The sequence below is a fragment of the Methanothermococcus jasoni genome (assembly GCF_049075655.1).
Taxonomy (GTDB): domain Archaea; phylum AGJL01; class Methanococci; order Methanococcales; family Methanococcaceae; genus Methanofervidicoccus.
This window is the reverse complement of record NZ_CP157522.1, coordinates 1,298,122-1,320,352: the sequence shown is the minus strand read 5'-3', so window position 1 is coordinate 1,320,352 and position 22,231 is coordinate 1,298,122. Positions and strand designations below refer to the sequence as shown.

The 22,231-nt window shown below is 32.8% G+C and carries 23 protein-coding genes and 1 tRNA gene; 10 read left to right on the top strand and 14 right to left on the bottom strand.

Features of this window, described 5'->3' with window-relative positions; genetic code table 11:
* Positions 1–35: 35 nt before the first annotated feature.
* From Mjas_RS06985 to Mjas_RS06965, 5 genes are all read left to right on the top strand, one after another.
* The gene (locus Mjas_RS06985) at positions 36–1,307 is read left to right on the top strand and encodes a TIGR00300 family protein (protein ID WP_421077450.1); all 1,272 of its coding nucleotides are present in this window, start codon (positions 36–38) and stop codon (positions 1,305–1,307) included.
* Between the two features lie 79 nt (positions 1,308–1,386).
* The gene (locus Mjas_RS06980; RefSeq protein WP_421077449.1) at positions 1,387–2,067 is read left to right on the top strand and encodes a DUF2100 domain-containing protein; all 681 of its coding nucleotides are present in this window, start codon (positions 1,387–1,389) and stop codon (positions 2,065–2,067) included.
* Positions 2,068–2,128: 61 nt separating this feature from the next.
* Positions 2,129–2,389, top strand: coding sequence for a PRC-barrel domain-containing protein (locus Mjas_RS06975; RefSeq protein ID WP_421077448.1), 261 nt, complete (start codon positions 2,129–2,131; stop codon positions 2,387–2,389).
* A 121-nt stretch (positions 2,390–2,510) separates the two neighbouring features.
* Positions 2,511–3,311 (top strand): aspartate dehydrogenase, encoded by an 801-nt coding sequence (locus Mjas_RS06970; protein ID WP_421077447.1) that lies wholly within the window; start codon positions 2,511–2,513, stop codon positions 3,309–3,311.
* Positions 3,312–3,446: 135 nt separating this feature from the next.
* Positions 3,447–3,520, top strand: a tRNA-Thr gene (locus Mjas_RS06965).
* Between the two features lie 213 nt (positions 3,521–3,733).
* Here Mjas_RS06965 and Mjas_RS06960 read toward each other — a convergent pair.
* The 6 genes from Mjas_RS06960 to Mjas_RS06935 all read right to left on the bottom strand — a co-directional run bounded on the left by Mjas_RS06960 (position 3,734) and on the right by Mjas_RS06935 (position 8,717).
* Positions 3,734–4,690: a hypothetical protein gene (locus Mjas_RS06960; protein ID WP_421077446.1), complete on the bottom strand. Its 957-nt coding sequence runs from the start codon at positions 4,688–4,690 to the stop codon at positions 3,734–3,736.
* Positions 4,691–4,719: 29 nt separating this feature from the next.
* On the bottom strand, positions 4,720–5,037 hold the full coding sequence (locus Mjas_RS06955) for an MGMT family protein (RefSeq protein ID WP_421077445.1): 318 nt from the start codon (positions 5,035–5,037) through the stop codon (positions 4,720–4,722).
* Positions 5,038–5,248: 211 nt separating this feature from the next.
* Positions 5,249–6,541 (bottom strand): ammonium transporter, encoded by a 1,293-nt coding sequence (locus Mjas_RS06950; protein ID WP_421077444.1) that lies wholly within the window; start codon positions 6,539–6,541, stop codon positions 5,249–5,251.
* 30 nt (positions 6,542–6,571) lie between these two features.
* Complete coding sequence (locus Mjas_RS06945; protein WP_421077443.1) at positions 6,572–6,910, bottom strand: P-II family nitrogen regulator; 339 nt, start codon at positions 6,908–6,910, stop codon at positions 6,572–6,574.
* A gap of 202 nt (positions 6,911–7,112) precedes the next feature.
* Positions 7,113–7,451: a P-II family nitrogen regulator gene (locus tag Mjas_RS06940; protein ID WP_421077442.1), complete on the bottom strand. Its 339-nt coding sequence runs from the start codon at positions 7,449–7,451 to the stop codon at positions 7,113–7,115.
* Between the two features lie 111 nt (positions 7,452–7,562).
* On the bottom strand, positions 7,563–8,717 hold the full coding sequence (locus tag Mjas_RS06935; protein WP_421077441.1) for an ammonium transporter: 1,155 nt from the start codon (positions 8,715–8,717) through the stop codon (positions 7,563–7,565).
* A gap of 198 nt (positions 8,718–8,915) precedes the next feature.
* On the opposite strand from Mjas_RS06935, the gene Mjas_RS06930 reads away from it, so the two are divergent.
* Positions 8,916–9,209: a SemiSWEET transporter gene (locus Mjas_RS06930; RefSeq protein ID WP_421077440.1), complete on the top strand. Its 294-nt coding sequence runs from the start codon at positions 8,916–8,918 to the stop codon at positions 9,207–9,209.
* A gap of 50 nt (positions 9,210–9,259) precedes the next feature.
* Here the strand turns inward: Mjas_RS06930 and Mjas_RS06925 are convergent, their stop codons facing one another.
* The 3 genes from Mjas_RS06925 to Mjas_RS06915 all read right to left on the bottom strand — a co-directional run bounded on the left by Mjas_RS06925 (position 9,260) and on the right by Mjas_RS06915 (position 13,108).
* Entirely contained in the window at positions 9,260–10,270 is a 1,011-nt protein-coding gene (locus tag Mjas_RS06925; protein WP_421077439.1) for a DUF4367 domain-containing protein, read from the bottom strand.
* A 254-nt stretch (positions 10,271–10,524) separates the two neighbouring features.
* Positions 10,525–11,769 (bottom strand): RNA-guided endonuclease InsQ/TnpB family protein, encoded by a 1,245-nt coding sequence (locus Mjas_RS06920; protein ID WP_421077438.1) that lies wholly within the window; start codon positions 11,767–11,769, stop codon positions 10,525–10,527.
* 160 nt (positions 11,770–11,929) lie between these two features.
* Positions 11,930–13,108 (bottom strand): TraB/GumN family protein, encoded by a 1,179-nt coding sequence (locus Mjas_RS06915; RefSeq protein ID WP_421077437.1) that lies wholly within the window; start codon positions 13,106–13,108, stop codon positions 11,930–11,932.
* Positions 13,109–13,228: 120 nt separating this feature from the next.
* Between Mjas_RS06915 and Mjas_RS06910 the strand changes: the two genes are divergently transcribed.
* The 3 genes from Mjas_RS06910 to Mjas_RS06900 all read left to right on the top strand — a co-directional run bounded on the left by Mjas_RS06910 (position 13,229) and on the right by Mjas_RS06900 (position 15,717).
* Positions 13,229–13,693 carry a CBS domain-containing protein gene (locus tag Mjas_RS06910; protein ID WP_421077436.1) on the top strand — a complete coding sequence of 155 codons (465 nt, stop codon included), beginning with the start codon at positions 13,229–13,231 and terminating at the stop codon, positions 13,691–13,693.
* Between the two features lie 26 nt (positions 13,694–13,719).
* Positions 13,720–14,736: a beta-ribofuranosylaminobenzene 5'-phosphate synthase gene (locus Mjas_RS06905; RefSeq protein WP_421077435.1), complete on the top strand. Its 1,017-nt coding sequence runs from the start codon at positions 13,720–13,722 to the stop codon at positions 14,734–14,736.
* A 93-nt stretch (positions 14,737–14,829) separates the two neighbouring features.
* Entirely contained in the window at positions 14,830–15,717 is an 888-nt protein-coding gene (locus tag Mjas_RS06900) for a LamG domain-containing protein (RefSeq protein ID WP_421077434.1), read from the top strand.
* Here the strand turns inward: Mjas_RS06900 and Mjas_RS06895 are convergent.
* Entirely contained in the window at positions 15,709–16,332 is a 624-nt protein-coding gene (locus Mjas_RS06895; RefSeq protein WP_421077433.1) for a DUF366 family protein, read from the bottom strand. The genes Mjas_RS06900 and Mjas_RS06895 overlap by 9 nt on opposite strands.
* Positions 16,333–16,442: 110 nt before the next feature.
* On the opposite strand from Mjas_RS06895, the gene Mjas_RS06890 reads away from it, so the two are divergent.
* On the top strand, positions 16,443–16,898 hold the full coding sequence (locus Mjas_RS06890) for a methanogenesis marker 9 domain-containing protein (RefSeq protein WP_421077432.1): 456 nt from the start codon (positions 16,443–16,445) through the stop codon (positions 16,896–16,898).
* Between the two features lie 36 nt (positions 16,899–16,934).
* Here Mjas_RS06890 and Mjas_RS06885 read toward each other — a convergent pair whose 3' ends face one another.
* The 4 genes from Mjas_RS06885 to pyk all read right to left on the bottom strand — a co-directional run bounded on the left by Mjas_RS06885 (position 16,935) and on the right by pyk (position 21,965).
* Entirely contained in the window at positions 16,935–17,858 is a 924-nt protein-coding gene (locus Mjas_RS06885; RefSeq protein WP_421077431.1) for an aldolase, read from the bottom strand.
* A gap of 133 nt (positions 17,859–17,991) precedes the next feature.
* Positions 17,992–19,206 (bottom strand): RNA-guided endonuclease InsQ/TnpB family protein, encoded by a 1,215-nt coding sequence (locus Mjas_RS06880; RefSeq protein WP_421077430.1) that lies wholly within the window; start codon positions 19,204–19,206, stop codon positions 17,992–17,994.
* A gap of 225 nt (positions 19,207–19,431) precedes the next feature.
* Positions 19,432–20,562 (bottom strand): chorismate synthase, encoded by a 1,131-nt coding sequence (gene aroC / locus Mjas_RS06875; RefSeq protein WP_421077429.1) that lies wholly within the window; start codon positions 20,560–20,562, stop codon positions 19,432–19,434.
* Between the two features lie 53 nt (positions 20,563–20,615).
* Entirely contained in the window at positions 20,616–21,965 is a 1,350-nt protein-coding gene (gene pyk / locus Mjas_RS06870) for a pyruvate kinase (RefSeq protein WP_421077428.1), read from the bottom strand.
* Between the last annotated feature and the right edge of the window lie 266 nt (positions 21,966–22,231).

The window sequence follows — 22,231 nt, the reverse complement described above, 5'->3', positions numbered from 1 at the left end:
TCATATGGTGGAGAAAATAAAAACTTGGTGATTCTATGTTTGCTAGGGAAATTGAATTAAGAGGGCACATTATTGATAATTTAATACTTCCAAAGGCATTTGATACAATTTTGGAGCTCGATGGAGATTATAAGGTTTTAGAGTTTGATATAGGAAAAAGAAAGACTGACCCATCCTATGCAAAATTATTGGTAATTGGTAAAAATCAGGCTCATCTTGATAGGATACTGGAAGAACTGCAAAATATAGGGGCGGAAATTCCAGAAATTGAAAATGTAGAGATAAAACCAGCTGAACAGGACAAAGTTTTACCTGATGGATTTTATTCAACAACGAACCATCCAACATATATAAAATACAACAATGAATGGATAGAAGTTGAAAAACCAAAGATGGACGCAGTAATTGTAGTTTATCCCAACGAAAAAAGGGCAGAAACAAAGGTTATGAGAGACATTAAGAAGGGGGATTTAATTGTTGTAGGGCATAAGGGTATTAGAGTTATGCCGCCAGAGAGACCAAGGGAAAAAGGGGAGTTATTTGAATTTATGAACTCTGAGGTATCTGCTGAAAAGCCTAAACAGGCAATTATAAGAAAAATAGCAAAAGAAATGTATCAGATAAGAGAAGAATACAAAAAAACAGGGAAAGGGGGAATAGCTATTGTAGCAGGTCCTGCGGTAATACACACAGGTGGGGGCCCTGCTCTCGCAAAACTCATTAGAATGGGTTATATTCAGGCACTTCTTGCAGGAAATGCTCTTGCAACTCATGATATGGAAAGTGTTTTATATGGAACCTCCCTTGGAGTGAATATAAAAACTGGAAAACCTGTTCTTGGAGGTCATAAGCACCACATATATGCCATAAATACCATTATGAGGGCAGGTAGTATCAAAAATGCCGTTGAACAGGGCATACTTAAAAGCGGAATTATGTATGAGTGTGTAAAAAATAATGTTCCTTATGTGCTTGCAGGTAGTATAAGGGACGATGGACCTCTTCCAGATGTTATTCCAAATATTATCGATGCTCAAAACAAGATGAGAGAAGCAATACTCGATAAAAAAATGGTAATTATGATGGCTACATTATTACATTCCATAGCTACTGGAAATCTAATGCCATCATACATAAAAACCGTATGTGTGGATATCAATTCAGATACTGTAACAAAATTAATGGATAGGGGAACCTCCCAGGCAATAGGAGTAGTCACTGATGTAGGAGTATTTATTACATTACTAGTGGAGGAGCTCGAAAGAATGGAAATGGAAAATAATAATGGTAATGATAATAACCAATAATTTGAACATATGCCATATATATTAAAAAATATCCTAAAATACCTAAAAGAAACCATAAGTAATTTATTAATGTGATACAATGAACAGAATAGACGATTCAAAAATACTTATAAAAAAGTCAGTAGCCACAATATCAAAGTTGGATGAGGAATCATCAAAATTAAAAAATGCCAAACCCCATAAAATTGCAGAATCTAAAAACGTAACGTATAAAGATGCAAAATCTGGAAATATTAATGTAGCTGAATTTAAAAAGGCATTTTACGCACTTATTGAGGCAGATGATTACCTTTACAAAAAAGCACCGCTACATAATTTAAATGATGATGAGGCAAAAATATTTTGTAAATTAATACTACAAACCCAAAAACATCTTAACAATGTATTGAAAGAATTTGGGTTTGAGTTTGAAGGAGGAGCTCAGCTGGATGAAAGTGCCCTATATATTGTGAGCAATAAAAAATTGTTGAAAAATCTAAAAAATAAAATGCCAAACTTAAATATAATCTCCACGGAGGGTGTTTTAGAAGCCGAGGATATGAAAGTTATAAATCCAAATATGCCAGAAAAGGCTCTTAAAGGCATTGAAAAAAAATGTGGTATAATCAAGGAGCAGATAAATAAGCTGATAAATAAATTAAATCCTTCCAAGGTTATTGTAATTATGGATGAAAATAACAAGGCAGATGAATTAATATATTTGAGAGCAAAGGAATTATATGGTGCTGAAAAAATAAGTATTGATGATATCGATTTATAATTAAACATTTATATATGGCAAATATAATAATGTTGCATATCCAAATATTGGAGGTTTCAAAATGGCTATTAAAATTAGTGAAATATTGGGTAAAAAAATATACACAACAAAGGGACTTTATGTTGGAGAAACTTATGATGCCATGATAGATATTGAAAAATCATCAGTAAGTGGCATTGTGATATCCGATGCATCAAGAGGATGTTTAAGGGATAATGTAAGTGACCCATCTAAAAAGATAATTCTCCCATATAAAATAGTGGAATCAATAGGTAATATTATCTTAATAAAACCGCCAGCAACAGAGAAAAAATTACCATAAATCTTATTTTTTTTAAATTAGGGAGTTAAAAAAAGCAATTTAAAACATTATTTAATATGTTATTTAATGAATATTTTAGTTACTGTTCAAAAGGAATTAATAATTACGAAGTGATGCTAAAATGTTAAAAATAGGCGTGGTTGGATGTGGAACAATCGCCACATTGATAGTAAAAGCAGTAATGTCCGGAAAAATAAATCCAAAAATAGTTGCATTGTACGACAAAAATAGACATAAATCAGAAGAGCTCGGAAAATTAGTGAATGCAGAAGTATGTGATTCAATAGATGAACTAGTGGGTAAGAACTTAGACATAGTAATAGAATGTGCATCAGTTAAGGCAGTTGATGAAACTGTATCCAAAGCTCTCAGTAATGGAAAAGATATAATTGTAATGAGCGTTGGGGCATTTGCAGATAAGGACTTATTTTTAAAATTATACAATCTCGCAAAAGAAAACAATAGAAAAATATACATTCCCTCAGGAGCAATTGCCGGTGTTGATGCCATTAAGGCCTCATCATTAGGAACTATTGAAGAGGTAATCCTTACAACAACAAAACCCGTTTATGGATTAAAAGATGCATTAAAGAACCTTGGAATAGATGCAGAAGCCATTTCAGAACCAACAACAGTTTTTGAAGGGGATGTATTTAAAGCCATTAAAGAATTCCCACAAAATATAAATGTATCGGTGGTTCTTTCATTGGCATCGAAAGTCCCTGCGAAAGTTAAGATAGTAGCAGACCCTTCCGCAGTATCAAATAAACATGAGATAGTTGTTAAAGGCTCCATAGGCACTATAAAAACCACAGTTGAGAATAATCCATGTAAAGATAATCCCAAAACTTCTGCATTGGCAGCATACTCAGTGATAAGAATTATAAAAGACCTCTCAGAGCCCATAAGAGTGGGAACTTAATTAATTAACAATTAAAATTTATTTTTTATTTTTAAATAATTTTATTGTATAGATTGAAGGGCTATACTATAAATTTAATCAACCTCTAATCAACCGAAAACTTTATATACTAGTTTATATTTTATATAACTTGGTGCCTTGGTGGCTCAGCCTGGTAGAGCGTCTGCTTGGTAAGCAGAAGGTCGCGGGTTCAAACCCCGCCCAAGGCTTTATTTTTAGGTTCCAAATGCTACGAAGCGAAGCGGAGTAGTATTTGGACTTTGAATAGCAAACTTTCGAGCGATAGCGAGAAATCGTATAAATTGCGAAGCAATTTTGAGATTTTTTAAAGTTTGCGTTTGAACTCCGCCCAAGGCTTATTTTTATTTTAGGAATATATATTTGTTAATTTAAATGAAATAATTATTAATCACTATTGTTATTTATTGAAATTTGTAGAATTTTCCAATAAATCCATATTTATTTAATATAGTTTTATCTTCATCATTCAAAGGAATCTTCTTTGTCGGTGGAACTGGCGAACCATTCTTGGCATAAACCACTCCACCTTTTTTCTTAGCACCTAAAAACTTTCTAGCATTTCCATTCACGATAATTGTTCCACTTTTCATTTCAAACGCCGTGAAATCTCCTGTATTTCCATCAACTACAACTGTCCCACCATTTAAAACTGCACCTGTGTTTTTCCCGGCATTTCCATTTACAACAACCTTTCCTTTTTTCATCAATATTCCTGTGGATAAATCAACGTCTCCATTTATTGTTATTGTTGCATCTTTTTCCAGCCGAGCTCCGACAGTGTCTCTTACAATTTTATCATTTAAAATTAAATTATAATTATTTTTATCGAATTTATTCGGTTTTAAAAGTTTTTCATTTTTATATCTTCCTTCAATATATTCGGTAATAGATATGAATTTTCTATATCCTTTAATGTCGCTTTCAACTTCAACAATGTTTCCAATAGGTTCTTTTATCTTATTTCTTTCATTCACATAAACCGTTCCAGAGACCATACTTATTCCAAATCTTGTATCTACATCCCCATCAACAATTACAATTCCAGTATCAATTTTGCCCCCGCTTCCTCCAAAGTATTTCAAGTCCGCACCCATGGAACTACAAAATCTATGCCCTACATTCCCCTTAATACATATTATTCCTCTATTTTTTAAATGTTCCACCAAATCTTTAAAAGATACTTCATCAACTACTTTTTGGTTGTAGTCGAAGGAGCTCTGCCATACAAAGTTATATGTGAAATCGCATATACAGTCAAGGGGTTTATTTAGATTTATTTTCAAAATCTTTCCTTTATTTTCATCTAAGAAATCATTTAGAGATTTCTTTTTTGATTTTTTGAATAATCCAAAAACCATAATAATCACCAATAAAATATTGGTGTTCATTATTTTTTAAATTTATTATTTTTTAACCTAAAAAAGTATTTTTCAAAATCTATTACCTTATTGTCTTTAATCGGTATCCCTTCACTTCTTAAAAGTTCTATTTTCCTTTCTATGCCTTCTACATACCCTCCAACTTCACCGTTTGATTTAACCACTCTATGGCATGGAACAGTTATAAGATTTGGATTTTTATTCAATACATTTCCAACAGCTCGATATCCATTTGTTCCAAGTGCTTCTGCAATTTCCTTATATGTGGTTATTTTTCCTTTTGGAACTTTTTTAACTAAATTGTAGCACTCTTCTTTGAAATCCATAATACCATCCATCAATATAATATTGGTATAAATGTAATTAATGTATAAAAAAATATTATTTTTAACTTTTAAAAATTTAATATTTAAATTATGAAAAATTAAAAAAATTGAAAATTAATAGTATTTTAATCGTAAATTACCCTCTCCCCTGTATATAATAATAAATACTGAATAAAATAAAAAGAAATATTTTTTAATATATCTAACTAATTTAAACCATTTCTTCCTCAGGGTATGCTGATAACCTGTGTTCTGCTAAGTCAAGACCTCTTTTCTCATCTTCTTCTGATACTCTGAGACCTCCTGTGAATATTCCTGCTATTTTAGCAAGCACAAATCCAAGACCTGTACCATATACTATACAGAATACTGATGCTATTATCTGATTTACCAAACTAACATCTCCTGTTCCACCCAATGCAGTCATTCCAAATACCCCTGCCAATATTGCCCCAACAACACCTGCTGTTCCATGAACTGGGACAACACCACAGACATCATCCAATCCTGCGTTTTCAACGAGTTTATAAACTATTGGAACCTGAGCTCCTGCTATGAGACCTATCAACAAACCGCCTATTGGACTAACTATATCAGTTCCAGCACAGATTGCCACAAGCCCTGCAACTAAACCATTTGCTGTGAATAACACATCCTTCTTTGACATTAGGAGAGCTCCGATACCACCACCTGCCATGGCAAGTGTTGTTGTGGCACATACTAATCCGCTTATGTCTCCCAATGCAAGTGAGCTCCCGACATTGAATCCATACCAACCAATAGCAAGAGCAAATGCCCCGAATACTGCCATAGGTATGTTATGACCCAATATAGGAACTGATTTTCCATCCAAGAATCTTCCAACTCTTGGACCCAATGCCGCAATGGCACCTAATGCTAAGAATCCCCCTAAACCATGAACTACTAAACTTCCTGCGTAGTCATGCCATGGAACTATACTTGCCCCCCAAGGACCCAAATATACGAACAATGGATACAAGAGTGCTGTAATTACTATTGATATCAACACATAGGCACCAAATTTTATTCTCTCAGCAACTCCTCCTGATACGATTGTTGCGGCTGTTGCGGCAAATACCAAACCAAAGAACCAGTTTGCCAAGTCTAAACCATTGTTTGACCAGTCAGTTCCAAATATTTGATGCCACCAGCTTATGAAATCTGATGGATTTATTGAAGCACAGAGAACACCACCTATAAACAACCATGAAACACAGCCAATCAACCAATCAACCATGTTTTTCATCATAACGTTATTAACATTTTTCTTTCTAACCTGCCCACCTTCAAGCATGGCAAAGCCCCACTGCATCATAAAGACAAGGACACCCATTACTACTAAGAAAAATACATCGCTTGCATTTGCCATTGTAGTTAATGCATTTACTACATTGGTTGCTCCTGCTGTATCAATCCCTGCTGATTGCAATGATGCAATTGTATTATTTACCAATGTTTGATTTATTAAATCAGCTGTAGCCATTAATATCACCTTTTTGTGTTTTTATTTTTATTAAATTGCTTCTTCGTCTCTTTCCCCTGTTCTTACTCTTACAACGGTTTCTACTGGGATAACGAATATTTTCCCGTCTCCGTGATTGCCTGTTTTTGCATTTTCACAGATGATTTTTATTACATCTTCCACATCTTCCCCTTTAACTACAACTTCAATTTTTACTTTGGGGATTAAATCAACAATATATTCTCTTCCTCTGTATCTCTCGGTAATTCCTCCCTGAATACCTCTACCTTTAACTTCATTAACGGTCATTCCAATATAACCAGCTTCTGCTAATGCGTTTTTAACAATATCTATTCTCTCAGGTCTAATTACTGCTTCAACCTTTTTCATACTATCACCTTTAAAGTTAGAAACATTAAGAAAAGGAATTCCCATTCCTGCTCCTTTATATTAAATAGGGCATATATATACCTTTCGAAAATTTAATAATTTAATTACATCAATAAATATTGTAAAATAAGATGAAAATAAGTAAAATATGAAATAAATAAAAATAGTGAAAAATGAAATGGTAAAAAAATTAATGAAATAATTAAATAGCATTTTCATTTTTTTCGCCAGTTCTTACCCTTACAACTGATTCAACTGGCATAACGAATATTTTTCCATCCCCGGGGTTTCCTGTTTTAGCATTTTCACAGATGATTTTAATTACCTCCTCCACATCTTCCTCTTTAACTACAACTTCAATTTTTACTTTGGGGATTAAATCAACAATATATTCTCTTCCTCTGTATCTCTCGGTAATTCCTCCCTGAATACCTCTACCTTTAACTTCATTAACGGTCATTCCAATATAACCAGCTTCTGCTAATGCGTTTTTAACAATATCCATTCTTTCAGGTCTAATTACTGCTTCAACCTTCTTCATGTTATCACCAGTATAATTAAAGTTTAAAATTAGATAAATAGATTACCACGGAAAGAAGAATCCTAATTCCTAAAATAAAAAATAATTAAGGATTATTATGAATATATTATATTAATCCATTTCAGAGTATGCCCTTACTTGAAGAACACCTTCATCGAGTCCTTCTTTCTCTGCTTTCTCTGAAACTCTTAAACCTATTGTTAAATCAAGCCCTTTGTATATAATTACACCACCGATTAATGCTATTAAAGCAATTACTATTGCCCCAATCGCCTGACCAACAAATGATGTTGCTGATGGGTCCCTTAATAAAAATGGAATACCTGCACAGATTACACCTATAAAACCACTCATAGCATGAACAGGTCCAATAGCACAAACATCATCTATTTTCAATTTTTCTTCAATAAACTTGTATGTGAATGGCTGTTGTAATCCCGCTATAAGTCCAACTACCAGAGCTCCTATTGGTGTGAATATATTAACACCGCTACATACTGCAACAAGTCCTGCACACATACCGTTTGCTGTATAGAGTGGGTCATTTCTTGAGCTCAGAGCTCCTCCTGCTATACCTCCTGCAAGTGCCATTGTTGTAGCTATTGCAACCTGCACGAGCTCTAAACCATCACCAACACCTGATGCACTTCCTATGTTGAATCCATACCATCCAAATGCCAATATAAATGCACCTAAAACAGCAATTGGAATGTTGTGTCCTGGCAATGCCTGTGGAACACCGTTTATGTATTTTCTGAGTCTTGGACCTAATGCCCATGCCGCAGCCAATCCAACTAAACCACCGAATAAATGAACTGCTCCACTTCCTGCATAGTCAGCAAAGGATATTCCTAAACTTGCAAATCCTCCGCCCCATACAAGATGCTCAACTATTGGATATAACACGCCACCCACAAGTAATGCACCTATAAAGTATGGAAGAATTTTTATTCTCTCAGCAACTCCACCTGTGATAATGGTTACAGCCGCCGCCGCAAATACTGCCATCTTCATCCACCATGCCCCGAGCTCGGCATCAAATGTTCCAGTTATCAATGGCATAATATATTCAAATCCATAAGAAATTCCATAACCAACTACTAAATATCCTAAAAACACTGCGAATAAATCCACCAATTTTAAAACACAGTGGTAAGCTGCATTTTTATGACTGAACTGACCGATTTCCAATGCAATAAACCCTGCTTTCATGAAAAATATTAACGATGCTGCCCATAAAAAGAAGAACACATCCAAACCAGACATATGCACACCTCGGTTTTAATTGTATGTTTTTTTAATATCAACGGGAATGTGTTTTCCTATATCCCATATATATGTTTTTTTAAAGAAAAAGGAAGCCGTTTTCTTTTTATTTTTAAATTATACGGAAAATTTTGTATATTACTTAAAATATATATGGGATAAAATATAGAACATTAATAAAATCAAAAAGATGATAACATGGCATTGGATTTCACAATTATTGGATATATGGCAGGCACACTAACGACCTTTGCATCGCTCCCTCAACTAATTAAGTCATTAAAAACAAAAGACATGAGTGGAATATCTCCCTATTTTGTAATGTCATTTACAACAGGTTTGTTTCTATGGTTAATTTATGGACTATTAAGGGACGATTATCCAATAATAATATTTAACATTATTTCGCTAATATTTTGGATACCTCTTTTATACATGTCTTTAAGGGATGAATTTAATAAAAATAAATCATATATAAAACAAATAAAATAAAAAATATTAAAAAAAGAAAAGGAAGAAAGGAAAAAGGAAGAGAATATGTATTAATTAATCATCGATTCGGCTATTTTTATTAATTCTTCTTTTTCAAGAGCTCCTGCTATTATAATGGTAATGCCATCTTTTTTAAATGAAAGCATATTGATTCCAATAGATTTAACATATTCTCCTTCAATATCTCCTATTTTTACCTTTTCGGCATTTGGCATGTTATTGCTATTTCCAGAGTTTGACTCCATTATAACAATTACATGATTTTCATCCTTTGCATACTTCAATATAACGGATTCTTCCCCGCCATATTTATTAGGTGTTGCAGACTTGAATTCATAACCTGCGGTATATTTTGGAACTAATATATTAAATGAAACTTCTTTTTGTGCATCTTCAATTGTCATTTCTTTTGGCATGTTATTTTCAACTAATTTTGCATCCTTAGGCGGTGCGAATTTAAACGCATCATCACCAATTCCTATATTATATCTCACGTCTTGATATTCTATTATGCTTGAAAATCCTTTTCCATTCATTTCAATTTTCAATGGTTGCCAGTATTCTTTATCAACCCACATTTTCAGAGCTCCCATATTTACAGCCATATTTCCAGTTTTGTTTTTTGGAGTTAATTCCAATACATAACAATCCCTATTTGAAACTTTTTCATCTCCAACATATTTTATATCATATAAATCAAACATGCTTTTTATGAGAGCTCCGTAGTCCCAATTCTGTTGTGGCGGTGCATCCATTTTCATATAGGTATTTTGTTTTTTATCATATACATATATAGTTTTTCCATCAGAAACCATTATGGTATCATTATTTTCCATATAAACTTTATTTGGTTTTTTATATTTGTAAGCATAAATTATTGATTTAGAATTGTCCTGAATATTTGTTGTCATGACCATCTTACAGCTCATGTCGGTGATGGAATTGTATTTCTCTTCCATCTTTTTTGCTATCTGGTCTGCGGACATCTGTTCTGTGCATCCAGCAAAGAAGATACCAAAGGTTAATGTAATTAACCCCATTAATACAAATATTTTTTTCATCATTCCACTTTTTATTTTTTCATTTTCATAATACTAAATATATAATACATACATATTTGTATCTGTAATAATATATTAATCTATCGATATGGTATTAATAGTCAATAGAATTTATGGGATAAAAATTAAATTAAATAATTAAATGAGTTTTTTACGCCACAAATAAGGGGCATTCATTGCATGATGGATTTTTTTGCAGTAATTTTAGATTTCAATATAATACATTAGATAATAATGATATTTAGGAAAGTGAATTACTCCGCCCTTACGGACGGGGTTAAACGAAAACCTTTCGGTTTTCGTAGCCCTCGCCCTTCGGGCAAGGCTTCCTGACTCATAGGGGATACTTGCCCAGAGATTACCTTTATATAAGGTATAACTCTGAGTAGAGGTCCCCCCTCAACAGGCACAACGGACTCTCCCAGCCCTGACTTTAATATATTTAGGGACGCATTGTAGTCCCTGTCAGATTTCCAACCGCAGTTGGGACAAAAAAAGATTCTATCTGAAAGTTTTAAGTCTTTAACAACATGCCCGCAGTTGGAACATTTTTTAGAAGTATAATGGGGATTTACTAATATTACTTCTCTACCAGCACCCTCCGCCTTGTAGAGAAGTAGATTTATGAATTTACGCCAAGAACCGTCAAGGATATGACGGTTTAAGGTCTTACATTTTCCATTTTCAACCATCGATTTTATATTTAAGTCTTCTAAAATTATTTTATCGTAGTTATTTATGTAATATCTTGATAGTTTATGTAGAAAATCATTTTTCTGATTGTTTAGTTTATCGTAAATCCTGATAAGTTTTAGTTTGGTCTTTTTGTAGTTGTTCGAACCTTTTACTTTTCTAGATATGTTTTTTTGGACTCTCTTTATTTTATCCAAAGTTCTATCTATGAATTTAGGATTTTCGAATTTATTACCATCTGAATCGATGGTATAACCATCGATTCCTAAATCGATACCTACAACCTTGTTAGTTTTAGGTAGTGGTTTAGGTTCTTCTTCCACTTGAAAGAAAGCAAACCACTTGCCCGTAGGTTCTTTTTTTAGGATTACGTTTTTAGTCTTCCCTTTAATGTTTCTGTGTAGTTTTATGGGAATTTCACCTATTTTAGATAGGTGAAGTTTGTTATCCTTAATCTTGAAACCTGATTGATTGTATTCTAATGTTTTATATCTGTTCCTTGATGATTTAAATCTTAATTTACCTACCTTATGACCGTTCTGTTTTAGTTTGCCTAATGCTTTGAGGTTCCCCCAAAGTTTATTATTTACCATTTGAAGGACTTTCGAATGGACTTTTTTAAGTTCAGGATTCTCCTTCTTATGTTCTGTGATTAGTTTTTGAGTATCCATTTTATTTAGTTTCGGATTTTTAGTTTTCTGCTCCAAAAGATAGTTATAGAGGTATCTACATATATTTAGATGCTCCTCTATTGTTATTTGGATACTCTTTGAAGGATAAAGGCGGAACTTATGAGTCCTTATCATTGGCATCACAGTTTGATTATTTATAAATAGTATGTTGCCACTTATGCCATATATAAATAATGCCTGCGATTCATCCCCACCCTTACGGATGGGGATGTCTGAGCGTAGCGAAGACATTTATAAATTCCGAAGGAATTTATCAAACTTCTCGCAGAATATGTTAAAACAAATGTCCTAAAAATCCTGGAACAAAATAAAATGTCCCAATGGCACTTCCAATACTGGAAAGTGTTGCAACCATTAAAACCCTTATCACATTGTTATTCATTAACCTTTTTAAATCATCGGATTTAAACAATTCGTCGATATCCTCTGTTGTAATGCCCCTATATTTCAATTCAACAAATCCTGCAACATAACCTGCTCCAATTACTGGAATCAAAGATGTGACTGGTGCCGCAAGAAATGCCGAAATAATTGATGGAATCTTCCCACGGGCAAGAACTGCCCCTAGTGCAGACAAACTACCATTTATAAGAATCCAATCAATAGTTAGTTTTTTTAGGGCTTCGGGATTTGAGGATATTGAATAAAATCCATATAATATAATACACAATATCATTACTGAGAATACCATTTTAAAATAATTTTTTCCTTTTTTTATCTCCATTAATTCCTTTAAATTTATATCTATTTCATTTTTTTCAAGCTTTTTTAAATAATTGGCTATTCCTTTTAAATGACCTGCCCCCACAACCACCAATATTCTTTCTTTCCCTTTGCTAATTTCAAAAATGTTTTTTGCCATAAATTTATCCCTTTCATCTACGAGAACTTCATATATTGAAGGGGATACTTCTTTTAATACATGGATTAAATCCTCTGCATTATTCACCATTTCATTTAACGATTTTTCATCCAATTCCATGCCGTCTTTATCCTCGAAAATTCCATATAAAAAGCTTAATTTTTCCTTTAAACTCATGCTTTTTAATGCACGCTTCAATGTAATATTTATGGGCCTATCTATTAGAGATATTGGTTTATTGTATATTATGGCTAAATCCACTGCCTTTTTCATTTCACTGCCTGGTTTTATACCAAACTTCTCCCCAATATCCTTTTGAAAATTTGCTAAAATCGTATGAACCAAAAAAAGACCTACATTCCCCTCCTTTATTAATTTTAATATATCGATGTTATTTTTACCATTAGCTTTATTGAGATTATCGTTTGTGATAGCAAAAAATCTATCCTCATCCAGTTCAACAGCTATTAAATCAGGGTCTATGTCAGTTATGGCTCTTTCAACTTCCTTTATACTCTCGCCTGAAACATGAGCTGTGCCTATTAAGTAAATATCACACTCATTGATACCATTGTTAATTCTTATATGCATTATTTTCACCAGGTTTATATTGAAAGAATGTCATATATATTTATACCTATAATTTATTATATTATCGTAGTTTTTTATATTATAAATATAAAATTATTATAATTATCATTTGGTGATTTTATGGTTAATGTAGATTCTGTAATGAAAAAACCCATTGTTGTTAATCAAAATAACGATATTAGGGATGTAATTAAATTATTTAGAGAACATAAGATTAGCGGAGCTCCTGTAATAGACGATGATAGAAATCTTGTTGGGATTATATCCGAAAGTGATATTATAAAAACTCTTACAACCCATGACGAAAAATTTAATATTGTATTGCCATCCCCTTTTGATTTAATTGAACTACCTTTAAAAACAACGTTAAAAATAGAAGAATTTAGGGAGGATATTGAAAAGGCATTAAAAACAAAGGTAAAAGATATAATGACAAAGGATGTAATTGTCATTTCACCAGAAGCTTCAATAAATGAAGCAGCTGAAGTAATGACTAAAAATAAAATTAAAAGGCTACCTGTAATTAAAAATGGAGAACTTGTAGGCATAATTACAAGAGGAGATTTAATAGAAGCATTAATTTAATAAATTTTCTTTTTTCGGTGAATATTATGAAATTAACAATAATATCCCCTTCAAGGATTCATTTAGGGCTTATAGATTTGAACGGTAGTATCGGCAGGGTAGATGGAGGTATAGGTATTACATTAAACCATCCAAATTTTATAGTTGAAGGGAGGGGGAGCTCAGATATTGAGATAGAATTTGACAAAAATATATTGAATAATATTAACAATATCAATAAAAATGAGATAGAAAAAAGAATATACAATATTTCAAAGAAAATTTTAAACTACATTGGGGAGGAGGGTATTTATTTAAAAATAAAAAATATAATACCTCAACACAGTGGTTTAGGAAGTGGAACTCAAATGGCACTTTCTACTGGAAAATTAATATCAATGATATATAATAAGGAATTGGATGGAAAAACTCTTTCAAATATTACAGGTAGGGGAGGAACATCAGGCATTGGAGTTAATGCATTTGAAAAAGGAGGATTTATAATTGACGGAGGTCATACCTTTGGAAAAGGAAAGGATAAAGAGGATTTTAGACCTTCATCAGCATCAAAAAATGTGAGAGCTCCGCCCCTTCTGTTTAGACATGATTTTAATTGGGATGTTGTTTTAACCATTCCAAAAGGAGAAAATATTTACGGCGATAAAGAGATAGATATTTTTAAAAAATACTGCCCAATACCATTAAACGAAACTCAAAGGATGTGTCATTTAATATTAATGAAAATGATGCCCGCAGTAATTGAAAATGACATAAAATCCTTTGGGGAAGTTGTAAATGAATTACAATATATTGGATTTAAAAAAGTTGAAGTGGAGCTCCAAAAAGATATTGTTAAGGAACTTTTAGGAGCTCTTCAAAAAGTGTCATATAGCGGACTGTCAAGTTTTGGACCGACGATTTATTCCATATGCAATGGAAAAGAGGGCATACAAAAGGTAGTCGAAACCTCCAAAGAATTCTTTGATAAAAATGGTATTGAGGGGGATGTAATAATTACAAAGGGGAATAATAATGGATTTAAGATTGAAACAAATGAGAAATAGTTAAATATAACCTTCCACTGTATGCGATATTATAACTAACTTACAATTATCAAAATATATATTGTACATCTCACTGAACATTCGGTGGTGGTTATGAAAAAAGCTATAACATTATTGGGCATTTTGGTATTATTTTTTAACACTGCGTATGGTGACCTTTCCAATTGGGGAGATAATTCTACATTAAGATACGATGGTTCTCAGGATGTTACACAACTGACAGGAAGCGACCAGCTTTCTATTTCTTTCTGGGTTGCACCAACTGACAATCAAAACACTGATTATGATATTATAGTGAATCAGGAAAATACTTATGAGGTTGCATTGACCACAGATAACAAAATAAAGTATGCTATTAATGTAGATACAAATAATGATGGAGTAGGCGATTCGTGGTATTGGATTGAAACTGATGTTCAACTAACGCCCGATGAATATCAAAATATTGTTTTAACTTATGACGGAAACACTGGTACCGTTAAAATATATAAAGATGGAGAAGAAGTTTATAGTAAAACTGATTTCAAAACTGGAACTTTAACTTCAAATTTTAGGAATGATACGACATATATTAACTCTGGTTTAGAGATAGCCAATAGACCGTGGAAAGAGATATGGGGTGCTGATATAAATGTATCTGGAGTAGGTATATTCAATAAGACATTAACGCCAGAGGAAATTGAAAAGTTATACAATGGAACAATGACTGCTGAGGAGTTTAATGACACTGGTGTTGTATTCTTTGCTCCATTGATAGGTAATACTTCCGATATTATAAATGGATTCAACGGAACCACTATTGGCGATACTATTAATGTGAGTTCAGAAGCTCCTGAAAACTTGGAAAGATTGTTGGGGAATATTGTGGCGGGGGAGGGGGGAGGAACTCCTATAATAACACCAATCCCAATATCCACAACACTAATTGCAATATCTTTAATTATGTATTTGATATTAAGAAAAAGAAGAGAACTAAACTAAATACAATGTCTTTCTCATATCCTTTTCTATTTTATCCATTTCTTCCGCATATTTGGTTGCTATTTTTTTCATTAAACTGATTATGTTCATATCATCATTTATATCAATTCCCAAATCCTCCAATGAAGAGGTATTAACATACTCGGGAGCTCCCACATTTGACACATTTATACCGAGGTGTATCTTTGCTGAGGATATTCCACGGCAAGCTATACATACGGATAATTTACCATCTTTATAATATAAATCATCCCCACTTCTTTTTAATCGTTTATTGGTTATTTCTTCTATTATTTCCTTTGCTATGGATACTAAAATCCTCTGTCTTAAATATATCATCTTTAAATCAGGGTTATCAAAATGCTCCACTATGAAGTTTATGGCATTTGATGATTTTATTAAAATATCCCCATATTTTGATTCTTCTTTAACATCCTTCAAATCCTTCATGTTTTTGATGCCCACATTGAGAGCTCCGTTAAATGCGATTATACTATCCTTTTGAATATTGAAGTTTTTAAATGCCCAAAGGGGTTCTATTTCACTTCCTGTATAATCCAGTTTTTTATCATCTACTATCAATGCAGAAATACTGTCAAAATGCACTGTTTTCATAATTTCACCATTAATATTATAATAGTAATCCTAATGAAATAGTATATATAATATAAATTATATTTTTGTCTATACTATAATTAATATACAATATACACGGAGGAAATAAAATGTGGGAAAATGCACCGTCTCATGTATGTAGAGGAGGAGATTTAAGAGGTCTTGCCTTTTGCTGTCCTCCTGTAAAAGGTTGTCCAATCTATAACGCATTGAATGTATTAAAAATGACTCCTCAGGAATTCATAAAGATAAAGGAAGATTTTGGAAAAAAAACACGATTAGGTGAAGGGAAAAACACCTGCTTTGGTAGTTTGGTATGGTGCTGTAAAATAACAAAACCCTGTCCTTTCAGAGATAGCGACCTTTTGAGGATTGGAATGGGCGAAGATGAATATATGGAGTTGAAGAAGGAGCTCGCTGAGGAGATTTTAAAAAATTCAAAATTCTTTGAGGAGGCTGTGGAATTTTTTGAAAAAAAAGGATTTAAAAAGGAAGACATTGAAAAGGCATTACTTGAAACAGGAGATTTAAAGAAAGCCTTTGATATGCTGAAAAAACAGTTATAATTGAAATAATATAAATATAAGAAAAATTTAGAATAATTATCCATAATATATTTTTAAAGCCTCATCAACTGTTTTATTTTCAACGGTAATGGCATATATTGCATTACACATTCTTACAGCTTCTTCGTAGGATTTTTGATGAATATTTCTACCTGTGGCATTTCCTGCTGCACCGCTTATGTGTATTTGGTCATACAACCTCTGCAAAAATGCCTCTGGGTCTGTGGAGCTCCCACCAGCACAAACTACTTTTGTTCTACCTGCGGCTAAAACTGCCTCCTTAAATGCTTCAGCTGGATTTTCACATTCGGGATAATTAACCTTAACAAAATCTGCTCCCAAACATGCCCCAACACCTGTGGCTCCTGCTATTAAATGAGGGTCTTTTTCGTTTTTAACTGCCTTTCCTCTTGGGTATATCCACAATATGGTAATTAATCCATTTTTATGAGCATCATAAATTATTCTTGAAGCCTCTGAAAGCATTTCATGTTCAAATTCACTTCCCAAATATATTGTATAACCTACTCCTAAAATATTAAGCCCTGAATTATTTTTAAACTCCACAACATCATTTATATCAACTAATGCCTTACTTATTGGGTCTTTCTGAGAAGTTTTAACAAGGTTTGTTTTTGAGTTTATTTTAACTATGTAGTTTATATCTTTATAATCCATACCATATCTTGCTATTAATCCCAACTGTGTGGCAAATGCCCCTATTTTTGAATTTGAAGCAATTTTAAATAAATGCTCAGGAGTGGCATCGTCTTTTGATATGCCTTCACCATAAAAATCATCATTTAAATGCTCTATTTTTTGGTCTCCTGCAAAAAGCATTAACCTTCCAGTATTTTTTGTTAATTCAAGGTAATTTTTTATATATTCTTCCTTTTTATTTGCTGGAACATCTGCTGGAATTAATACATCTTTTTTTGATAATATTTCAATATCTTTCATAAAACCCCTCCATATTTTGGAATTTATATATTATTGTTATTGTTGTACTGACATACTCCCACGATTAAAATCGTGGGGTTCTCGCTTACGGTAGTAAGCGAGCAACGAAATCACGAAGTGATTTCGTCTAATTTTAGCAGGGTCTAACCCTACATGGGTTGCCAAGCCCACTACCCCTATCTCCGTTTAGGAGATTCAGGGCTACCTTATGCGATACTTTTTTTAAAATATTCAAAGCCCCGTTAATGTCTGCATTCAAAACCATGCCACACTCACTACACACATACAAACCCCTATACTTCCTATTGCTCTTTTTAACCACACCACAATTACTACAAGTTTGAGAAGTATAAGATTCATTAACCTGTTCTACTGTTAATCCCTTTTCTTCTGCTTTATACATTATCATACTTACTAACCTACCAAAAGGTATTCTATGCAATTGCTGATTAACCCTATCTCCAATGTCAATACTTGAAATGCCTTTGTTTAACTCGCCGATTACAATCCTTGAAACTTTATTATCTACTGCAAAATCGATAATCATTTTACTTATTTTATGTAGATAATCCTTAGTGTAGTTTTTCTCCTTTACTGTTAAGCGGGATAATCGTTTATTATATTTTAACTCTTGCTTTGTTAGGGTAGATTGGATTTTTCCTTTACTTTTAGCAAACCACCGAAATTTAGAAATTAACCTTCTTCCATCGTAGATTATCGCACTGCCCGTATTAATTACTGCGGTTGCTAAATTCTTAATTCCTAAATCAATACTTAATATATTACCTTCTTTGATAGGTTCTTGAATTACTGGTTTCTTATAGATTAAATGAAGCATATAATAAGTTATCCCGTAGATTTTATGTGGAACTATTTCAACTTCTTTAACCTGCATGGTATCAAGCGGTAGAGTTTTCGATAACTCTACCCATAAATACTTGGACTTAATACCATGCTTTTCTTTGAGATAGTTTTTAGTTTGTTTAGATAATGATAATCTTAATTTATTGTTTATGATTTTGAAACCTTGTTTTTTCCATTTTACTGGAAAGTGTCCATCTTTTGGTTGGTATCGTGGTCTTTTAGTGTGTTGTTTAAAAAAGTTATCCCATGCTATTGTGAGTTTTTGACATACTGCCTGTGCTGACTGTGAATGAAGATTTTTAAACCAGAAGTTGTTTTTCATTTGAACATCTGCTTTATTTGGTTTAATGTTTCGTTGCATTACTTCGTAGTTTGATACATTCCAGAGTTTTGATGCCGAGTAGGTTAAATGGTTTATGATTGTTAATTGTTCATTACTCAAACTTCTGGTTAGGTTTATTGTCAGCACTCTGGTTACTTGCATGGAATTCACCAAATTTATATATATGCTATTATTCTAATTACACTCATATATTATGTAGTGGAGCATATAAAAAAAATGATGTCCGCCTCTCATCCAATCTCATAAGAGATTTTACAAAACCTTGTTTTGTATAACGATTAAAATCGTTGGCTTTCTCGGCGGTTTATCGTAATAATATAAAGCTTTTACCTCTCTTATTATATTTTTTATTTTTTTATTTTATTTTTATTTTTGAGGTAATCTACAAGGATGAATAAAACCTCCTCTAATCATCAAGTCTGAAAGAGTAATGGCAACCATAGATTCTAAAACAGGAATTGCCCTAGGAACAATTATTGGGTCGTGTCTCCCACCAATTTCTATCTCCTGATTTTGTCCTGTTTTTATATTGACAGTCTCTTGGATTTTTGAAATTGATGGCGTTGGTTTAATTGCCACCCTTAAAACAAGCGGAGCTCCGCAACTTATACCTCCCAATATTCCACCGCAGTTATTTGTTTTTAGTTGTATATTGTTTTCACTATCATAATAATATTCATCGTTCATCTCGCTTCCATAGACCTCTGCACTTTCAAAACCTCTTCCTATCTCCACGCCCTTAACTGCATTTATATTCATCATAGCACTTGCGAGCTCTCCATTGAGTTTTCCAAATATTGGATTGCCCACGCCTGCGGGAACATTTAATGCCACCACTTCCACAATTCCTCCAACACTATCTTTGTTTTCCATGGCATTAAGCACATAATCCTTCATTTCATCAGAGTTTGAAGAGGGGCACCTCAATGGATTATTTTCGATTTTTTCAACTATATTATCGATATTATTTAGATTAAATATCTCAGGTTTTGAATAGTAGTTAAAATCTCCTTCAATCTTCCCAATTTTCACAGCATACCCTACTATCTTGATATTATGAGTATAATCTAAAAGTTTTTTTGCAACTGCACCACCTATAACATGCCCTATTGTAGTTCTTCCACTGCTTCTTCCGCCTCCGCGGTAGTCGTAATTACCATATTTTACGCCATAGGTAAAATCTGCGTGTCCGGGTCTTGGAGTATCCTTTATCTTACTGTAATCCTTTGATTTTTGATTTCTATTATATACTAATGCTGAAATTGGAGTTCCTGTTGTTTTTCCTTCAAAAACTCCCGAGAGTAATTCAACTTCATCGGCTTCCTTTCGTGGTGTGGAAAAAAGACTGTATCCAGGTCTTCTTCTGTTGAGCTCCTTTTGTATATCCTCCTCTGTAAGGGGCAAATTTGATGGACACCCGTCAATTACTGCACCAAGTGCCTTCCCATGACTTTCTCCCCATGTCGTTACTCTAAACATCTCTCCAAATGTATTCATAATATCACCATAATTTATAACTACCTATGTAATGGAATATATTTTTATTCTTATTACCTTTTTATAACTCCAACCTTAATCACGTTGGTCTTTTTCTTGCCAACTGGATGACCTAGCGTGGTAATGTATATACCTTCGTCAATCATACTTTCTGCCACCTTCTTTGATATTTCCAATATGTCATCCACATTATTTACTTCATCAACATAGTGAGGAATCACGCCCCAAACAAGCCTTAATTTTTTAAATGTTTTCACGTTTGGAGTTAAAGCAATTATTGGAACTTTTGGTCTAAACTTTGATATAAGCATGGCACTTTTTCCAGACCATGTTGGAGTCATTATTATCTTTGGATTTAATTTTGTGTAAAGGGTGTATGTAGCATGTGCTATGCCTGTTGAAATGGAAGAACCCTCTAAGCAAGTTTCCACGGCAAATTTTTCCATATTTTGTTCTGAAATCTTTGCAACCTTGTTCATAACTTTAATGGCTTCTATTGGATATTTTCCAACTGCCGTTTCATTCGAGAGCATTAAACAATCTGTTCCGTCAAATATGGCATTTGCAATATCTGTTATCTCAGCCCTTGTAGGATATGGGTTAGACACCATTGAATCAAGCATTTGAGTGGCAGTTATTGTCAATTTTCCCCATTTATTTGTAGTATTTATTATATTTTTTTGTTCTATCGGGATATATTCAATAGGAATTTCAACCCCCAAATCACCCCTAGCAACCATGACACCATCAGAATATTTTGCTATTTCATCTATATTCCTTAACCCTTCCTTTGTCTCTATTTTGGCGATTATAGAGATATTCCCATCCTGTTCAGATATTATATTTCTTAAATTAATAATATCATCCTTATTTCTAACAAAAGATAGTGATATGTATTCAAAATCATGTTCTATGGCAAATTTTATATTCTCTATGTCTTCGTTGGATATTATAGGTATTTTTAAATGAGTATCCGGTAGATTTACGCCCATCCCCTCTTTTACAACACCGCCAATTAATACCTCGGAATATATTAAATTATCCTTTATTCTTTTAACTTTTAATTTTATCTTTCCATCGTTTATAAGTATAAAATGGTCTTCTTCTGCTTCATCTATTGGATGATATGATAATATTATGTCCTTCCCAATTACGAGCTCATCCCCATTTTTTAGCTCCGACTTAAAGGTCTTTTTTATTCTTATTTTGTTCCCCTTTAAATCCATTAATTTGGCAATGTTGTTTTTCTCTAAAATATCTAGATATTTTTTAATATCTTCAACATCAGTATGTGACATGTTGAATCTAATGCCATCTATTAGTTTAACTACATCTTTTAATTTATTTTCAATGGATGGACCCATTGTTATTAATATTTTGGTTTTACGATTCAAATTTTTCATTTTTTACCTCCTCCACCAATAACATATGCTTCCAATACAAATATAATAACAATATGTTAATTAAAATAAATAATGGTAATTTTAAGTTATATTTTATAAAATGTTTATACATATTTAACATACAAAGCTATAAAAACGATGACATTGTTTTATTATATAACATCTGAAAATAAATAAGAGCTCGCAGAGTAGCTAATTTTTTTATTAAACTGCAATGATGAGTGCCGACTTCACTGATTCGTGATGACAACGGGGACAGCTGAGCA

What these genes read in the sequence shown, in the direction of transcription:
- Mjas_RS06940 (WP_421077442.1), bottom strand. Translation starts at nt 7,451, where the DNA reads ATGAAGAAGGTTGAAGCAGTAATTAGACCTGAAAGAATGGATATTGTT.
- Mjas_RS06910 (WP_421077436.1), top strand. Translation starts at nt 13,229, where the DNA reads ATGGTTAATGTAGATTCTGTAATGAAAAAACCCATTGTTGTTAATCAA.
- Mjas_RS06985 (WP_421077450.1), top strand. Translation starts at nt 36, where the DNA reads ATGTTTGCTAGGGAAATTGAATTAAGAGGGCACATTATTGATAATTTA.
- Mjas_RS06900 (WP_421077434.1), top strand. Translation starts at nt 14,830, where the DNA reads ATGAAAAAAGCTATAACATTATTGGGCATTTTGGTATTATTTTTTAAC.
- Mjas_RS06960 (WP_421077446.1), bottom strand. Translation starts at nt 4,690, where the DNA reads ATGGTTTTTGGATTATTCAAAAAATCAAAAAAGAAATCTCTAAATGAT.
- Mjas_RS06895 (WP_421077433.1), bottom strand. Translation starts at nt 16,332, where the DNA reads ATGAAAACAGTGCATTTTGACAGTATTTCTGCATTGATAGTAGATGAT.
- Mjas_RS06880 (WP_421077430.1), bottom strand. Translation starts at nt 19,206, where the DNA reads ATGCAAGTAACCAGAGTGCTGACAATAAACCTAACCAGAAGTTTGAGT.
- Mjas_RS06945 (WP_421077443.1), bottom strand. Translation starts at nt 6,910, where the DNA reads ATGAAAAAGGTTGAAGCAGTAATTAGACCTGAGAGAATAGATATTGTT.
- Mjas_RS06915 (WP_421077437.1), bottom strand. Translation starts at nt 13,108, where the DNA reads ATGCATATAAGAATTAACAATGGTATCAATGAGTGTGATATTTACTTA.
- Mjas_RS06980 (WP_421077449.1), top strand. Translation starts at nt 1,387, where the DNA reads ATGAACAGAATAGACGATTCAAAAATACTTATAAAAAAGTCAGTAGCC.
- Mjas_RS06890 (WP_421077432.1), top strand. Translation starts at nt 16,443, where the DNA reads ATGTGGGAAAATGCACCGTCTCATGTATGTAGAGGAGGAGATTTAAGA.
- Mjas_RS06955 (WP_421077445.1), bottom strand. Translation starts at nt 5,037, where the DNA reads ATGGATTTCAAAGAAGAGTGCTACAATTTAGTTAAAAAAGTTCCAAAA.
- Mjas_RS06950 (WP_421077444.1), bottom strand. Translation starts at nt 6,541, where the DNA reads ATGGCTACAGCTGATTTAATAAATCAAACATTGGTAAATAATACAATT.
- aroC (WP_421077429.1), bottom strand. Translation starts at nt 20,562, where the DNA reads ATGAATACATTTGGAGAGATGTTTAGAGTAACGACATGGGGAGAAAGT.
- Mjas_RS06975 (WP_421077448.1), top strand. Translation starts at nt 2,129, where the DNA reads ATGGCTATTAAAATTAGTGAAATATTGGGTAAAAAAATATACACAACA.
- Mjas_RS06905 (WP_421077435.1), top strand. Translation starts at nt 13,720, where the DNA reads ATGAAATTAACAATAATATCCCCTTCAAGGATTCATTTAGGGCTTATA.
- Mjas_RS06925 (WP_421077439.1), bottom strand. Translation starts at nt 10,270, where the DNA reads ATGAAAAAAATATTTGTATTAATGGGGTTAATTACATTAACCTTTGGT.
- Mjas_RS06970 (WP_421077447.1), top strand. Translation starts at nt 2,511, where the DNA reads ATGTTAAAAATAGGCGTGGTTGGATGTGGAACAATCGCCACATTGATA.
- Mjas_RS06930 (WP_421077440.1), top strand. Translation starts at nt 8,916, where the DNA reads ATGGCATTGGATTTCACAATTATTGGATATATGGCAGGCACACTAACG.
- pyk (WP_421077428.1), bottom strand. Translation starts at nt 21,965, where the DNA reads ATGAAAAATTTGAATCGTAAAACCAAAATATTAATAACAATGGGTCCA.
- Mjas_RS06885 (WP_421077431.1), bottom strand. Translation starts at nt 17,858, where the DNA reads ATGAAAGATATTGAAATATTATCAAAAAAAGATGTATTAATTCCAGCA.
- Mjas_RS06935 (WP_421077441.1), bottom strand. Translation starts at nt 8,717, where the DNA reads ATGTCTGGTTTGGATGTGTTCTTCTTTTTATGGGCAGCATCGTTAATA.
- Mjas_RS06920 (WP_421077438.1), bottom strand. Translation starts at nt 11,769, where the DNA reads ATGATAAGGACTCATAAGTTCCGCCTTTATCCTTCAAAGAGTATCCAA.